Origin of the sequence: Pseudonocardia sp. NPDC049635 (assembly GCF_040659795.1) — a bacterium.
Lineage (GTDB): Bacteria > Actinomycetota > Actinomycetes > Mycobacteriales > Pseudonocardiaceae > Pseudonocardia.
This window is the reverse complement of the sequence record NZ_JBFAON010000027.1, coordinates 25,194-40,334: the sequence shown is the minus strand read 5'-3', so window position 1 is coordinate 40,334 and position 15,141 is coordinate 25,194. Positions and strand designations below refer to the sequence as shown.

Sequence of the window (15,141 nt, the reverse complement as noted above, 5' to 3'; positions counted from 1 at the left end):
CGGTCCCGACGCAGCGACCGGACCGGCCACGCGACCCCGCACCGCGTGTACCCGGTCACCCGAGCCCGCACCGGGGCAGCGCGGAAAGAGCGGAACAGCACGGTGCGCGACGGTGTTCTCGGTGCACGTCCGGTACGACTCCCACACGCCAGCGAGGACACCACCATGGCAACCATCACCGTGGGCGCAGAGAACAGCGCCCCCATCGAGATCGCGTACACCGACCGCGGCAGCGGCAGGCCGGTCGTCCTGATCCACGGCTACCCGCTCGACGGGGCGAGCTGGGAGCGCCAGGAGCGAGCGCTCATCGCCGCCGGCAACCGCGTCATCACCTACGACCGCCGGGGTTTCGGTGATTCGACCAAGGTCGGCAGCGGGTACGACTACGACACCTTCGCCGACGACCTGAACACCATCCTGACCACGCTGGACCTGCGCGACGTCGTGCTCGTCGGCTTCTCGATGGGCACCGGTGAGCTGGCCCGCTACGTGAGCAGGCACGGTCACGAGCGGGTCGCGAAGCTGGCGTTCCTCGCATCGCTGGAGCCGTACCTGGTCCGGACCGACGACAACCCGACCGGGCTGCCCAAGGACGTCTTCGACGGTATCGAGGCGACCGCGAAGGAGGACCGGTTCTCCTGGTTCACCCAGTTCTACAACGACTTCTACAACCTCGACGAGACCCTCGGGAAGCGCATCGCCCAGGAGGTCGTGACCGCCAACTGGAACACCGCGACGAAGTCGGCACCGGTCGCCGCGTACGCCGTCGTGTCCTCGTGGATCGAGGACTTCCGGGGCGACGTGGCGGCGGTCCGGGAGAGCGGCAAGCCGGTGTTCATCCTGCACGGGACCGGTGACCGGATCCTGCCGGTGGACGCGACCGCCCGCCCGTTCCGCGAGCTGCTGCCGCAGGCGGAGTACGTGGAGATCCCGGACGCCCCGCACGGTCTGTTGTGGACGCACGCCGACGAGGTGAACGAGCCGCTGCTGCGCTTCATCGGTCAGGGCTGAACCGGCGGTCCCCCGCTCCCCGAGCGGGGGACCGTTCACCGTTCGACCGCAGCTCGGTGCGGGTGCTGATACCGAGCTTGGCGAACACGTTGCCGAGATGGTGCCCGACGGTGCGGTGACTGATCCGCAACCGGGCGGCGATCTCGCGGTTCGTCATCTGCTCGGCGGCCAGCCGGGCGACCCGGCGTTCCTGCTCGGTGAGCAGTCCCCGTCCGGTCCCGCCCGCGCTGCGCCCGGGCAGGCCGGTGAGATCGTGCTCGTGCAGCGCGCGCCGGCGCAGCGGCTCGGCGCCGAGCCTGCCGAACGCCTCGGCCGCCGCCGCGAGCAGGGTGCGGGCCTCGGTCCGCCGCCGCCCACGACGCAACCACTCGCCGTAGAGCAGCCGGGCGCGGGCGTGCACGAGCGGTTGCGCCGCGGCCCCGGGCACGTCGAGCGCGGCCCGGAAGGCGGCCTCCCCGTCGGGGCCGCCGAGCATCCCCCGGACGACGTGGGCGGTGCACCGGGCCCACGGCGCACCGGTGTGGCGGGCCCAGGCGTCGAGCACCCGGGCCCGCTCCTGCGCGATCTCGAACCGTTCGAGCTGTACCGCCGCCTCGGCGGTGTCCAGACAGGCCAGCAGCGCGATCGTCGGATGGCTCGCGGCGTGCCCCGGCTCGGCGAGCCGGCCCAGGTCGTCGAGGGCCTCCTCGGGGTGGTCCTGCAGCAGCGCCGCCGTTCCGCGGTTCCAGTAGGCGACCGCGGTGAGCGCCCGGAAGCCCTGCGGGAGCGACGTCGCCAGGACCCGCTCGACGGTCTCGGCGACCCGGTGCCGCTCGCCGCCCACGGCAGCGAGCCGGCCCAGGCAGTTGCGGGCCTCGGACGCGATGTGGTCGGCGTCGAGGTCCTCGGCGAGCGCGAGCGCCTCCACCGCGGACGACTCCGCCTCCTGCACCCGCCCGGCCAGTGCGTCGAGCAGCGCGCTCCGGACCAGGACGTCGGCGAGCCGGGAGCGCGCGGAGCAGCGCCGCAACCGCGGCGCCCGGCTCTGCAGCACCTCGCGCGCCGGTTCGGCAACGTCCCAGACGAGCACGAGCGGGGGCGGTGGGAGCAACCCCGGTGGCGCCGCCCGGATCCGGGCGGCGAGATCGTCGCGGCTCGGGACCGGCGCCGGCGACGCGGGATCGTCGCGCCACGTGGCCAGCAGGGCGGGATCGGCCCCGAGATCAGGTCCGTGCAGTCGCTCCAGCGCGGCGTCCTGCAGGTCGCGACGGCCCGCGGACCAGCCCGCGCGAGCGGCCAGCAGGCCCAGCTCCAGCGCGGTGTCCCGGTCCGGAGCCCGGTCCAGGTCCGCGGTGAGGTGCTGGTGCGCCCGTTCGGGCATGCCCCGGGCCAGTTCGAGGATCCCGCGCAGTCCGCGGCCGTGCGGGCCGGCCTGCGGCGACGGGGACAACCGTTCCGCCTCCTCGAGCAGGTGCGCCGCGGTTCCCACGCGGCCGGCGTCCCATGCGGTGAAGGCGGCCTCGCCGATCCGCCGGGACGCCTCCGCCCGGCTCGGTGAGAGCTCGGCGGCGCGCTGCAGAGCCCGGGCCGCCGTGGTCGTCGCGCCGCGCAGCCGCGCGCGCCCGGCGGCGTGTTCGAGCAGGGTCGCGATGGCCTCGTCGCGGTCGTCGGCAGCAGCTGCGAGATGCCAGGCCCGCGCCTCGGAGTCCTCCGGCACGGCCGCGGCGAGGGCGCGGTGGGCGTGGCGGCGCAGCTCGGCGTCACAGCTGTCGTACACGGCGTGGCGCACGACGGGATGCCGGAACCCGACCCGGCACCCGTCGACGTGCAGCAGTCCGGCCCGGACCGCCTCGTCCCAGGCAGCGCCGTCGGCCCCCGAGGCGCCGGCGGCGCGGCGCACGGTGAGCAGGTCACCGTCATCCTCCGCGGCCGCGAGCACGGTCAGCAACCGGGCCGGTGCGCCCAGCGCGTCGAGCCCGGCCCGGAAGGCCCGCCGCATCCGCGGACCGGCCGAAGGCCGTCCCGCCGGCACGTGCTGCCGGCCACCGGGAGACGTCGCGGCGGTCTCGTGCAGGGCGAGCGGATTACCGCCGGCCGCCCGCACGGTCTCGTCCACCTCCCGCGCTCCCGCGGACGGGTCGACGATGGTCACGAGCTGCCGGGCGGGTCCCTCGGCCAGCTCCCGCACCTGGAGTGCGGTCACGCCCTCCCAGGGGCGCCCGGACGGGTCGCTCTGGTCGGCGAGCACGACCAGCACCGGATGGTCCTGCACCCGGCGGGCGACGAAACCCAGGCAGTCCGCGCTGGCCCGGTCGAGCCACTGGGCGTCGTCCAGCACGACGAGGACGGGCCGGTCCTCGGCGAGCCGGCAGAACAGTGACAGTGCGGCGGTTCCGGTCCGCAACCGGTCCGCGGACTCGTCCCGCCTGTCCGGTGCGACCTCCGCGGCGGCGTACCCGGTGGCGGCGGGGGCCACCGGGCGGTCGGTGAACGGACGGAGGAGCCCGTGGATCCCCGCGAGGAGCAGGTCGGACTCGGGCCGGGCGGCCCGGTGGTGGAGCCGCAGGAAGCCCTGCGCCCGGTCGTGGACGTGCGCGAGCAGGACGGACTTCCCGATGCCCGGCTCGCCCCAGAGCACGATCGCTCCCCCGGCCCCGGCACGGGTCCGCGTCAGCAACCGGTCGAGGACCGCGATCTCCGCCGACCGACCGGCCGGCTCGGATCGCATCGCGGGCGGTGACGCGCCCGCCCGCACGAGACCCTCGTCGAGCAGGGTCATGCCGCACGCTCGGCTGCGACGATCTCGCGGGCCCGCGGGGCGACCTCGCGTCCGAAGCGGCTCAGGTCGCCGGGATCGTCGGAGGCGAGGACGAACCCGGACATCCCGTACTGCAGGGCGAGGTCCGCGACCTGCTCCGCCCAGACCTCGGGGGTCCCCCGGAACAGTCCGGCACCGCCGCCGAAGGTGCCGTTCAGGTTGAGGATGCGGGTGACCGCGGCCGGGTCGCGGCCCGCGGCGGATGCGGCGTCGTCGATCAGCTCGTTCATCGCGGCCAGTGACGACGGGCCGTCGGGCAGGTAACCCAGTGACGGCAGCCAGCCGTCGGCGGCCCGGCCGATCAGCCGGAGCATCCGCGGCTTGTACGCGCCGATGTTGATCGGGATCGGGTGCGCCGGTGCCGGCCCCCGCCGGACGCCGCTGACCGGATGGAACTCGCCCTCGACCGTCAACCGGCCGGGCTCGTCGGTGGCCCACAGTCCCCGGAGCACGGCGATCGCCTCTTCCAGCGCCCGCACGGCCTGGCCGGGTTCGAGCCGGGTGCCGCCCATCGCGGCGATACCGTCCCAGAACGCCCCGGCACCGATGCCCATCTCGACCCGTCCACCACTGAGCCGGTCCAGGGTCGCGGCGGCACGGGCCAGCACCGCCGGGGGCCGCAGCGGGAGGGACAGGACGTTCCCGCTGATCCGGATGCGTTCGGTCCGGGCGGCGGCCCAGGACATGAGGGTCCAGGTGTCGCCGAACGCGGCCTGGTAGGGGTGGTCCTGGAAGCTGACGAGATCGAGCCCGGCGCGCTCGGAGAGCACGGCCGCCTCGACCGGCGCTCCCGGTGGCTGTGCCACCGGGGTGACGAAGCTGCCGAACCACAGGTCGTGGCCGTAGTCGGTCACAGTGCACGTCCTCGGGTGTCGAATGTCGGATCGGCGAGGTCGAAGTTGTCCCTGAACACACCGTCGGGGTCGTGGCGGGCCTTGAGCTCCCGCAGCCGGGCGAGGGTCCGCGGCGGCCAGGCGTCGGCGAGGCGCCCGGGGCGCAGGCTCGACTCGAACGAGAGGTAGAGCCCGTCGAGGAAGGGGCGCAGCCGGTCCCACTGGGCGTCGACCGCGGCGTCGTCGGCGCCCATCACCACGAGCGAGAAGTTCGCGTCGCGGTGGGCGTAGGCGGTGGCGTCGGCGGGGACGTCGGCGACCGCACCACCGACCGAGCGGAGCTGGAACCAGCCGATCGCCCCGCTGCGGATCACCTGCGCGGCGACCGCGGCGAACTGCGGGCTCAGGTGCCGCAGCAGGCCGCTGCGGGAGACCGGCTCCCCGCGCGAGACAGGTGTCTGGTCGGCGGCGTTGTTCATGACGGAGGCGTAGGAGGTGACGACGACCTGCTGGGCGTACATCGGGGAGATCGCGGCCAGCGGCGCGAGCCGGGCCAGCACGGTCTCCTCGTCGGCGGCCTCGACCATGGTGTGGCTCAGCGCCAGCGCGGGCCGCCTGCCCCGGGGCGGCGGCACGATCAGGAAGCTCGTCAGGTCGCGCGGGGACTGCTCGACCACCCGGCCCCACTCGACGAGGTAGCGCTCCAGGTCGTGCGCGTCCTGGGTGAGCTGGGCGAAGGCGACCGGGCCGACCTCGTCGACCTCGAACTCGAAGGAGGTGACGATCCCGAAGTTCGCGCCGGCGCCCCGGACCGCCCAGAACAGGTCCGGATTCCGTTCGTCGTCGGCGTCGACGACCGAGCCGTCGGCCAGCACCATCCGCACGCGCCGCAGCCGGTCGATCGTCAGGCCGTGTGCGCGGGCGAGAAAGCCGATGCCACCGGCGGTGGCCAGCCCGCCGACCCCGACGCCGCCGTAGTCACCCGAGCTCAGCGCCCAGCCGTACGGGGCGAGCGCGGTCGCCACCTCGGCCCACCGCGCACCCGGCCCGATCCGCACCCGCCGCGTCGTCTCGTCGAGCACCTCGATCGCGTTCATCAACGAGAGGTCGATGACGATCCCGCCGTCGTTGGTGGACCGCCCGGAGATGCCGTGCCCGGCGCTGCGCCGCGACAACGGGAGATGCGGGTGCCTGCGGGCGAACGCCAGCGCCGCCACCACCTGGTCCTCGGTGGCCGCGCGCAGCACGATGCCCGGTGAGCCGCCCCGCAGGTACCCGCCGCGCAGCCTGGCGTAGGCCAGGTCCCCCGGTTCGACGACCTCCGCCAGGCCCTCGGGGACGCCGTCGTAGTCGATGCCGGGGCGGCGCCGGGCGAGTGCGGCCGAGCGCCGGACCCGGGTGTCCGACCAGCCCGGCGGGAGCGCCGCGTCCGCCGCCGCCCGCAGCGCCGGTGCGACCTCGGTCGCGAACCGCTTCGCGTCGTCGTGGTCGGCGGTGTGCAGCACGACCGTCCCCACCCCGTGCTCGACGACCAGTGGCAGCAGGTCGCCCACCCAGTCCGCGGCGGTGCCGGTGAAGGGCCCGGAGCGTTCGCCGAAGCTCCCGCCGATCGTGAGCCGCCTGCCGATCTCCCGGGGGTCACGGCCCGCCGCGCGCGCGGCGGCGTCGACGGCGGCGTTGCCCACCGCCAGCGCGGCCGGGGCGGCGTCGGTCGTCGACCACTCGTCGGCCTGCCGGCCGACCAGCGCGAACCCGTCCGGGTCGCGGGCGTCCACCCCGATCACGACGTCGTGGGCGGGCGCGGCCCGCTGTGCGCCGGCGAGCCGGTGGACCCGGCCGTCGTAACGGGCGGGGCCGTCGTCCAGGACGTTCCACAGCTCACGGACGACGTCGATCACCTCGCCGAGCGCCGCGTCGGGACGGCGCAGCGTGAGCGCGACCCGGCCCCCGGTGAGCTGGTCCAGGCTCGCCACGGCCCGGGCGAGCATCGCCGGGAGCGGCACCCGGTCCACCTCCACGGCCAGCCCGACCGGGCCGGTCACCGCCGCGATCCAGGAGGCGAGGGTCAGCGGCTCGGCCACACCCTCCTCGCCGTCGGGCCCGGCCGGGACGATCAGCAGGTCCAGACCCAGCTCCTGCACCGGGGCCGCCCATCGGGCCGTCTCCTCGGGCCCGGAACCGGGTCCGACCACCGGGCGCAGCCCGAACCTCAGCGGGTGTCCGTAGTTCACGTCCCGAGAGTGCCCAACCCCGGTCATGACGGACAACTGTGACGTGACACGGTCATGGACCGGCGGCCGCGTGCACCGGTGGTGACGCCCCGGGCCGGGCCGTCCCGGGGTCAGGGCCTGGGCATCAGCGGGGCGTCGGGATGATCCACCAGCGCGCGCTGCTCCCGGGCGATCCGGTCCCGGCCCCACTCCCCCAGCGGGCCGAGGGCGGTGTTGAGCGCCCGGCGCAGCGCGCCCTGGACCGCGATGGACGCCGGGCGTCACCCCGGCGACCTGAGCACGGCGACCATGATGGGCGCCACCGCCGACCACGTCGTGGCCGCGAGCGAGGAGGCGGGGATCGATCTCGCGCTCCCCCGTGCGGTGCAGGCGCACTACCGGCGGGTCATCGACGACGGGCACGGCGCCGACAACTGGACCCACATCATCGACGGCATCCGCACCCCGCGCTGAGCGGCCGGGGACGGTGGTCAACCGGCGGTCCGCTCCCGGTGTGCACGTCCCTCGTACATCCCGACCAGGGCGACCATGGCGACGTTGGCGGCGGCGAGGATCAGCAGCGACGGACCACCGGTGTCGGTCGCCCGGTCGATGGTGCTGGTTCCGCCGCCGGCGAGCACGTTGTTGAGGACACCGGCGAGCACGTTGTTGACGACGTGGAAGGCGATCGGCGCCTCCGTCCCGCCGCTGATGATCATCATCAGGCCGGTGCTGAACCCCACCACCGCGAAGTAGCCGGCCAGCCACGGATCGGTCGAACCGTGCACCGCGGCGAAGCCCAGCGAGGAGATTACGAGTCCGAGTGCCAGGGCCGGCCGGACCGCACGCAGCCAGCTCGCGGCCGCCGGCAGCAGCACGCTGCGGAACAGCAGTTCCTCACCGGCCGCCTGGACCGGGGTGGTGAGGAGGGTGACGGCGAGGAACGCGACGGTCGTGCCGGTGATCGCGAAGGAGGTCCAGCCCGTGGACCCGGGCGCGACGACCGCGACGACCGCCATCGCCGCGCCCACCAGCAGCGCCGCGCCGATCGCGTAGTGCGCCAGTCGCCGCCCGTCGAACGCCCGCCGGAGGCTGAACAGGGCGCGCCACGGCACCCCGGTCATCCACACCAGCAGCAGGACCGCGACGACGCCGGTGATGCCGATGGCCAGGTTCGCCGCGAGGGACTTCTCCGGGGTGAACTCGGTGGACAGCGGATCGTCGCTGCCCACGACGACACCGACGAGCTGGAAGGCCAGCCACTGGGTGAGCACGAGGACCACCGGCAGCGTCACGAGCAGGACGAACGGCTTCCACCAGCTCATCCGCAGGTGGGCACCGAACGGCCGGGCCGGGTCGACCGCGGACGGACCGATCCGCACCGCGCGGTCGACCGCACCGGGTTCAGGTGAGTGCACGGCGGGCCCCGGCCTGTCGGCGGCCCGCGGCCGGCTGTTCGACGGGTGCGCTCGGCGCGTCCGGACGGCGGGGCTGCGGAAGGACCGTCGGCTCGGCGGGGGCGGTCGGCGGCGTCACCGGGGCCGTGACGGCACTGCGGCGGCGCTCGGCGAACAGGGTGCGCAGCACCCGGGCGCCGTCGACGAAGGTGCGCAGGTTGGTCTCGCCGAACATCCGCCGGCGCTCGACCGACGGGACCTCGGTGACCGCGAGACCGGCGGCCGCGATCCGGCAGTTGAGCACCGTCTCGATCTCGAAGCCGTCACCCCACAGCATGCCCTCCGGCGGGGCCGGGGCGTCCGTCGCCGGGAGGTCCAGGACGGGCAGCAACTCGGCCCGGAAGGCGTTGTAGCCGTAGCAGAGATCGGTGAACGAGGTGCCGAACAGCACGTTGGCGACGATGTTGAGACCGCGGTTGCCGATCCTGCGCAGCAGGGTGATGTCGTCGCTGCGGCCGCCCGCGGTGAACCGGCTGCCCTTGGCGAGGTCGGCGCCCGCATCGATCGCGGCGACGAACGCAGGGATCTCCGCGGGATCGGCGGAACCGTCGGCGTCGAACATGACCACGATGTCGCCGGTCGCCTCGGCGAAGCCGCAGGCGAGCGCGTTGCCCTTGCCACGCCGGGTCTGGGTGACGGCGCGCACCCAGGGCAGCACGCGTCGGGCGACGTCGAGCGAGCCGTCCGCGGAGTGTCCGTCGACGACGATGATCTCGTGCACCGCGGGGCGGACCGCGGCGAGCGCCGGCAGGACGACCTCGAGGTTCTTCGCCTCGTTGCGGACCGGGACGACCACGCTCACCCTGGGCGGTTCGCTCCCGGTGCGGGATCGCCCCGTGGTGCGGGAGTGCGGCCCGGGCCCGTCCCGCCCGGCTCCGTGCTGTGCGTCGAACATGACCGTCCTGTCCTCGTCGTCCACTGCTGCTCGGGTACGGCCAGTACAGGTCATGCCGCAGCGGCACACTCCACGTCGGGTGACCCACGCCACTTCCGGTGCGGCGCGGTCATGCCGGACGCCACCACCGGGCCGGCGACCGTCAGAGGGCACGCAGGACCGTCATCGCGCCGGTCTCCACCTCGGCGATCCGGGCGAGCAGGGCCGCTGCCTCGGTCAGCTCCCGCAGGTCCCCGGTAGCCCCGGCGCTCTCGACGTGGCCGGCGACCCGGGTCCACGACCGTCCCGACTCCTCGAACAAGTCCCGGGCCTGCTCGACACCGCTCCTGGTGCCCGCACCGTCGAGCAACGGCAGGCACTCGCCCAGGAAGTCCCGGTAGAGGTTGCGGAACAGCGCGCCCCCGGTGCCGCCTCGTTCCATCAGCATCGCGATCGTCGGCAGGTCCCGTCGCGGGTCGTCGACGCGGCCGAGCCAGGACACGATGCGTCTCGCCGTCGTCGCGATGCCGCGGCACCCGATGTTCGCGATCGGCGGTGACAGGAAGGCTTCGGCGCACTCGACGAGCGAGGGGACGATCGCCCGCCGTACGTCGGGCGGTCCGGACGGCGTGGAGAACGTGAACGACCGGTGCGGAGCCGACATGGGCCCGCGCGCCGCGCGCGCCCTGGCCAGGCTCTGCAGGCCGGTGCTGACCCGCCCGCCCTGCTGCGCGGTGTCGAGAAGGTAGGCGGTGGTGGCGTCGTAGCCGTACAGCGCGACAACGTGCCCGGCGAAGTGCACCGCCGACCCGAAGTACTCCAGGTGGTGGCTGTCGAGCTGCAACCCGACCGGCACGCCCGCGTCGATCGGGGTGCGCGCCTGTTCCCAGGCCCGGTGGGCGGAGGTCGTCTCCCGCACCTGCAGGTCGAGACCGAGCCGGCGGGCCAGGTTCCGGGTCAGCTCGAACGGCTTCACCCGCCCGCCCAGGAACGGCACGGGTTGGCGCTTCGAGTCCCAGTAGATGAAGGACAGTCCGGCGCCGAGCCCGAACAGCATCGCCTCGGAGAGTTCGACGCCGGTGTGGCCGAGCAGCGCGCCGAGGGTGGTCGTCTCGCAGTGGACACCACCGGTCTCGGGCATCCCGGGGACGAGCACGGCACCTCCCGGCGCGGGGCTGTCGGCCACGTCGGTCATGGTGCACCTCGGCTCGGTCGGCTGCCCCGGAGCATCCCGTACGCCACCGTACGACGCGAGACCGGCCGGTCCGTCGCCGCGACAGCGGCCGGCGGCCCCGGTGACGCCGTCAGGGGTCGAACCGGTGGGTGATGACCGCCTCGGCGATCCGGCTCAGCTTGATGTTCAGTCGCTGCGAACTCGCCCGCAGGATGTCGAACGCCTCCTCGGCGGAGATGCCGCGCCGTTCCATCAGCATGCCCTTGGCCTGGCCGATCACGTCCCGGCTGAGCAGCGCCCGCTCCAGGTTGGCCACCCGCAGGTCGGCCGCCTCCACCGAGCTGATCGCGGAGAGGGCGGCTCCGGCGTGCGCGGCGAGCAACAACCCGATGTCGCGGTCGAGCGTGGCGAGGATCCGTGGTTCGTACGCGTAGAAGGTGAGGGCGCCCGGGCGGGCCCCGCCCGCACCGGGCAGCAGTCCCAGTGCGACCACGCTGCGCACACCCAGCCCGGCCGCGGCCGGACCGAACCGGGGCCACTGGGTCGAGACCGAGAGATCGTCGTCGGCCGCGGTCCCCGTCCCGTCGAGGCGGGTGGCGTCGAAGTACGGGCCCTCACCGTGCGCGAACTGCAGCGCGTCCACCCGGGCGGCCAGGTCATGGGTGGCGACGGGTGTGGTGAGCCTGTCCTCGGTGTGCAGAGCGATGCTGACCAGGTCTGCCTCCGGGAACAACGATGCCGCCGCCTGCAGGATCGTCTCCAGCACGTCGGCCGCGGTGCCCGCGGAGAAGAGCCGGGCCGCCAGCTGGGCGAACTCGGCCGCCAACGGACCGAACTCACCCCGACGCCGACGCAGCTCACTGTCGACGGTGTCGTCGCCGACGCGCGTGTCCTTCCCGAGGAAGGCCTCCTTGTCGGTCTGCCAGTCGTACTCGCTGACCACGTGTGGTCGAACCTCCTATGCGACGTGTCCCTGCCTCGACAATCGATCTACCCCGCTGCCGGGAGCCGGGCAAGTGCGCGCCGAGCCAGGTCGATGATCAATTCGAGGGGCTCGGTGCCGGGGACCGCGACCGCCGTACCGGCCAGTGACACCGTGACCGTGCACGGCCCGTGCACCGCGATCAGTTCGAGCCCGTCGTCCTGTTCGACGAGGACCGCGGGGACGGCACCGAGCATCTGGTCGTGGCTCGGTCTGCCCTGCCGCTGGGCCCGGCTGTTGAGCTCCCACTGGGCGCGCGCGGTCGCGGCGTCGCGGAACTGGCCGATGGTCATCGTCGCCTGCAACGCCGCGTCCGCACCGACCCGCTGGTACCGGCACCCGACACGGGAGGTGCGGCCGATCTCGGGGTCGGCCGGGTACCGGATCTGGCGCATGGTCAGCGCACCGATCGGCAGGGCCAGCAGCGCCTCCACCTCCCCGTGCGGCAGCAGCTGCGGGCACCCGAACGGATCGGCCGGCGCCGTGGCACCACCGTCGGGGCTCGCGTCCTGGACGAACGACGGCACGGCGACGGGTGGCACCTCCGGCCCCGCGCAGGCCGCCATCAGCAGCACCAGCAGGACGACCGGGAGGAACCGCCGGCTACCCACGGTGCTGTCGCGGCCGGCGGGCGGTCGCGCCCGATGTGTTCCAGACCGAGAACGACGACCGGCGGGCACGGAACGGCGCGAGCAGGTGCTCGTCGTAACCGATCACGTTCGTGCGGATCCCGGCCGCGTGGGCGGTCCGCGCCAGAGCGACCACACCGTCCACCGCGCACTCGGTGACCCGGGTGACCCGGTGCAGGTCGACCACCAGGACCATGATCCCCGGGGGCAGCCCGTCCCGGGCCAGGCCCACCGCGACCGCCTGGCCGTCCAGCGTCCCGTGCGGGGCGATGATCAACGCTCCCCCGGTCAGCGTGACGGTGGTCAGCCCGTCCGTCCCGGCGCTCACAACGCCCGCAACGCGAGCGCCACCGACGGAAACGTCCCGATCGAGGTGATGATCTCCCTGGCCCGCGCCGAGGGCCGCCACATCTCCGGGTCGGGGGCCGTGAGATGCAGCGTCACACCGTGCACGCCGGTGCTGTGCCGGGCGTGCTCGAGCAGTTCCAGTGCGCCGCGGCCGACCGCCACGACCGGCGACATGTCGATGAGCAGATGCCTGGTCAGGCAACCGCCGGCGTCCCGCACCACCCGGACCCGGGTATCGACCATCCGCAGCAGGCGCGTGCTGAGAACCCGGTCCAGCACCCCTCGGACCGTGATCAGGTAAACATCGTCCCGAGGGGTCGAGACAGCCAGCGCCCCCTCGTGCGGTCCCACACTCACAGCGCACCACCCACACCTTCCGCATACCGACGAGCCGGGTCGCAGAGGTGTACGAGTAGCTGTGGGAGGAGTGAACACCAGCGGACACGGCTACCCCGCGACAGCTGATGTTCAACCGGGATCGAACCTAGCACGGCCCCCGACCGCTGGTGCCCTCACCTGGCCCAGGCGCCCGGGAGGCCGGCACCGGGCCCGCCGGTGAGCCGCGGGCGACCCGCGGTGCGGGCGTGGCCCCGGTGCAGACGCCGCAGTCGCCGGATCCGGTCCGAGGTGGCCGGATGGGTGCGGAACAGGGCGCCCAGGCCCTCCCCCGCCAGCGGGTTGGCGATCATCAGATGGGCGTGCGCCGTCGAGGAGCCGTCGGCAGGCAGCGGCAGCGCCTGCGCGCCCCGCTCGATCTTCTCCAGGGCGCTCGCGAGCGCGAGCGGGTCGCCGCTGAGCTGCGCACCGTCGGCGTCGGCGCCGTACTCGCGGCTACGGCTGATCGCGAGCTGGATCAACGTCGCCGCGATCGGGGCGAGCAGGACCATCAGCAGCCCGGCGAGCGGGTTCGGGGCTCCCTCCTCGTCGTCGGCGGGGAGGAACAGGGCCAGGTTGGCCACCGAGGTGATGATGCCGGCCAGGGCCGCGGCGACACTGGAGGTGAGGATGTCCCGGTTCGCGACATGGGCCACCTCGTGCGCCAGCACGGCCCGCAGCTCACGCGGGGTGAGCAGGCGCAGGATCCCCTCGGTCACGCAGACCGCGGCATGAGCCGGGCCACGTCCGGTGGCGAACGCGTTCGGCTGTGCCAGCGGGCTGATGTAGACCCTCGGCATCGGCAGGCCGGCCGCCGCGGCCAGCTCCCGCACCATGGCGTGGAGTTCCGGGGCCTCCCCCGGGCCGACCGGCCGGGCCTGCATCGAACGCAGTGCCAGGCGATCGGACCAGAAGTACGCCGCACCGTTCATCCCCAGTGACAGGAGCGTGGCCAGCACGAGGCCCGTCGTGCCACCGAGGCCGTATCCGATGGCCAGGGTCAGCCCGGTCAGCAGCCCCAGCAACAGCACTGTCTTGAGGTCGTTGAGACGGCCTCGCATCGTGATCCCTCCTGGTTCTCAACCGCTACGTGCACGCCCCGTCCCGGGTGCGCCCGCTCGCCGAGGGGTCCGGGCAGCCCCGGGACCGGGGTCACGACCGTTGCTCGTCGGTCCCGCTCTGCGGACCGGCCAGCGAGAGGCGGGCCAGCAGGTCCCGGCCGCGTTCGGCGTTGCGGGGCTGGCACAGGACGTCGTAGCGGCCGGCGACGAGCTGGATGTTGGAGGCGAAGTCGCGCTGCCCCTTCAGCGCGCCGTACCCGACGGCCGCGAACGCCGTCGCCGACGCGGCGCCCACGAGCAGACCGAACACGACCGGACCGACGACGTCGCCCGGGGTGAACAGGGCCAGCAGCAGCCCGATCAGCAGACCGAACCAGGCACCGCTCGCTGCGCCACCGGCCAGCACCCGCGGCCAGGTCAGCCGCCCGGTCACCCGTTCGACGATCATCGGCTCGACCCCGACGATGGTCACGTCCTCCACCGGGAAGTCCTCGTCGGCCAGGTGGTCGACGGCGCGTTGGGCCTCGGCATAGGTGGCGTACGACCCGATCGGCCACCCACTGGGCGGTTCGGGAAGGTTCGCGAGGTCGGCGGTGAGCGGCAGCCCGGGCATGTTCGACTCCTCTCGGGCGGTCAGGGACATCGGGGGCGCCCCGAAGGGCGGAGAAGGGCGGCTGCGGTCAGCCGCCGCTGACGGTGATCCGCCGGGACCTGGCCGTGGTGGCCTTCGGGGCGCGCACGGTCAGCACTCCGTCGGCGAGGGTGGCCTCGATCCGGTCCGCGTCGACCTCGTGCGGCAGCGTCACCGCGTAGTGGAACTCGCCCACCCGGCGGCTCCGGTGCCGGAACCAGCCGCGCCGCTCGACCTCCTTGCGCTCACCGGTGATCGTCAGCTCCCGGCCGGTGAGGTCGACGTCGATGTCCTCCCGGGCGACGCCGGGCAGCTCGGCCTCCACCACGTAGGCGTCGTCGGTCTCGGAGACGTCGACCGGTGGCGCCCACCCGCGCCACCCGGCGTCCGGGCCGGCGACGGTGGAGCGGAGCAACCGGTCCAGCTGGCCGTGGAGCTCCTCGAACTCGGCGAACGGGTTCCATCGCTCCGCCGGACGGGACGAACGAACAGCGGGAACACTCATCACAGTCACCTCCGGTGTACGAGATGTCTTTCGCCGCCGCTGGTGCCGGCGGCGCTGTCGCCCGTAGCAACGAAGGTGAGCCGGATCCTGTTCCCAAAGTTGAGTCGAGTTCAGGCAACTTCTGCTCGCCGAGAGAGTGATCTGCATCACTCGGGACGAACGGGGCGCTTGCTCCCTGGTCGCACCATCCGCATGAGTAACGTTCCCGTCACGCAAGGCACACTCCTGCGGACCCCACACTGCCGAGAACAGCC

The 15,141-nt window shown here is 73.7% G+C and carries 15 protein-coding genes; 2 read left to right on the top strand and 13 right to left on the bottom strand.

Translation table 11 applies throughout. The features are described 5' to 3' along the window. Positions 1–165 precede the first annotated feature (165 nt). Positions 166–1,011, top strand: coding sequence for an alpha/beta hydrolase (locus AB0J24_RS24375; RefSeq protein ID WP_358685241.1), 846 nt, complete (start codon positions 166–168; stop codon positions 1,009–1,011). Here the strand turns inward: AB0J24_RS24375 and AB0J24_RS24370 are convergent. Genes AB0J24_RS24370 through AB0J24_RS24360 form a run of 3 tightly spaced genes read right to left on the bottom strand, consistent with a single transcriptional unit; the run spans position 995 to position 6,872 of the window. Next, positions 995–3,769, bottom strand: a complete 2,775-nt coding sequence (locus tag AB0J24_RS24370; RefSeq protein ID WP_358685239.1) for an AAA family ATPase — start codon at positions 3,767–3,769, stop codon at positions 995–997. The genes AB0J24_RS24375 and AB0J24_RS24370 overlap by 17 nt on opposite strands. Continuing rightward, positions 3,766–4,662 (bottom strand): LLM class flavin-dependent oxidoreductase, encoded by an 897-nt coding sequence (locus AB0J24_RS24365; RefSeq protein WP_358685236.1) that lies wholly within the window; start codon positions 4,660–4,662, stop codon positions 3,766–3,768. The genes AB0J24_RS24370 and AB0J24_RS24365 overlap by 4 nt, the downstream gene beginning before the upstream one ends. Further along, complete coding sequence (locus AB0J24_RS24360) at positions 4,659–6,872, bottom strand: FAD-binding protein (RefSeq protein WP_358685234.1); 2,214 nt, start codon at positions 6,870–6,872, stop codon at positions 4,659–4,661. The genes AB0J24_RS24365 and AB0J24_RS24360 overlap by 4 nt, the downstream gene beginning before the upstream one ends. A gap of 213 nt (positions 6,873–7,085) precedes the next feature. On the opposite strand from AB0J24_RS24360, the gene AB0J24_RS24355 reads away from it, so the two are divergent. Next, positions 7,086–7,325 (top strand): hypothetical protein, encoded by a 240-nt coding sequence (locus AB0J24_RS24355; RefSeq protein ID WP_358685231.1) that lies wholly within the window; start codon positions 7,086–7,088, stop codon positions 7,323–7,325. 17 nt (positions 7,326–7,342) lie between these two features. Here the strand turns inward: AB0J24_RS24355 and AB0J24_RS24350 are convergent, their stop codons facing one another. From AB0J24_RS24350 to AB0J24_RS24305, 10 genes are all read right to left on the bottom strand, one after another. Next, positions 7,343–8,269, bottom strand: a complete 927-nt coding sequence (locus AB0J24_RS24350) for a CPBP family intramembrane glutamic endopeptidase (RefSeq protein WP_358685229.1) — start codon at positions 8,267–8,269, stop codon at positions 7,343–7,345. Then, complete coding sequence (locus AB0J24_RS24345; protein ID WP_358685227.1) at positions 8,256–9,110, bottom strand: glycosyltransferase family 2 protein; 855 nt, start codon at positions 9,108–9,110, stop codon at positions 8,256–8,258. Before AB0J24_RS24345 ends, AB0J24_RS24350 begins: the two co-directional genes overlap by 14 nt. A 235-nt stretch (positions 9,111–9,345) precedes the next feature. Further along, positions 9,346–10,377, bottom strand: coding sequence for a BtrH N-terminal domain-containing protein (locus AB0J24_RS24340; protein WP_358685224.1), 1,032 nt, complete (start codon positions 10,375–10,377; stop codon positions 9,346–9,348). Between the two features lie 109 nt (positions 10,378–10,486). Continuing rightward, complete coding sequence (locus AB0J24_RS24335) at positions 10,487–11,299, bottom strand: ANTAR domain-containing protein (RefSeq protein WP_358685221.1); 813 nt, start codon at positions 11,297–11,299, stop codon at positions 10,487–10,489. Between the two features lie 47 nt (positions 11,300–11,346). Continuing rightward, positions 11,347–11,949: a hypothetical protein gene (locus AB0J24_RS24330; RefSeq protein WP_358685218.1), complete on the bottom strand. Its 603-nt coding sequence runs from the start codon at positions 11,947–11,949 to the stop codon at positions 11,347–11,349. Further along, entirely contained in the window at positions 11,942–12,295 is a 354-nt protein-coding gene (locus AB0J24_RS24325) for a hypothetical protein (RefSeq protein WP_358685216.1), read from the bottom strand. Before AB0J24_RS24325 ends, AB0J24_RS24330 begins: the two co-directional genes overlap by 8 nt. Next, on the bottom strand, positions 12,292–12,666 hold the full coding sequence (locus AB0J24_RS24320; protein WP_358685299.1) for an STAS domain-containing protein: 375 nt from the start codon (positions 12,664–12,666) through the stop codon (positions 12,292–12,294). Before AB0J24_RS24320 ends, AB0J24_RS24325 begins: the two co-directional genes overlap by 4 nt. A gap of 161 nt (positions 12,667–12,827) precedes the next feature. Then, positions 12,828–13,751: a M48 family metalloprotease gene (locus AB0J24_RS24315; protein ID WP_358685215.1), complete on the bottom strand. Its 924-nt coding sequence runs from the start codon at positions 13,749–13,751 to the stop codon at positions 12,828–12,830. A gap of 91 nt (positions 13,752–13,842) precedes the next feature. Next, positions 13,843–14,364 carry a general stress protein gene (locus tag AB0J24_RS24310; RefSeq protein ID WP_358685213.1) on the bottom strand — a complete coding sequence of 174 codons (522 nt, stop codon included), beginning with the start codon at positions 14,362–14,364 and terminating at the stop codon, positions 13,843–13,845. A gap of 67 nt (positions 14,365–14,431) precedes the next feature. After that, a complete protein-coding gene (locus tag AB0J24_RS24305; RefSeq protein WP_358685211.1) occupies positions 14,432–14,887 on the bottom strand; it encodes an Hsp20/alpha crystallin family protein in 456 nt (151 codons plus the stop codon). Positions 14,888–15,141 lie beyond the last annotated feature (254 nt).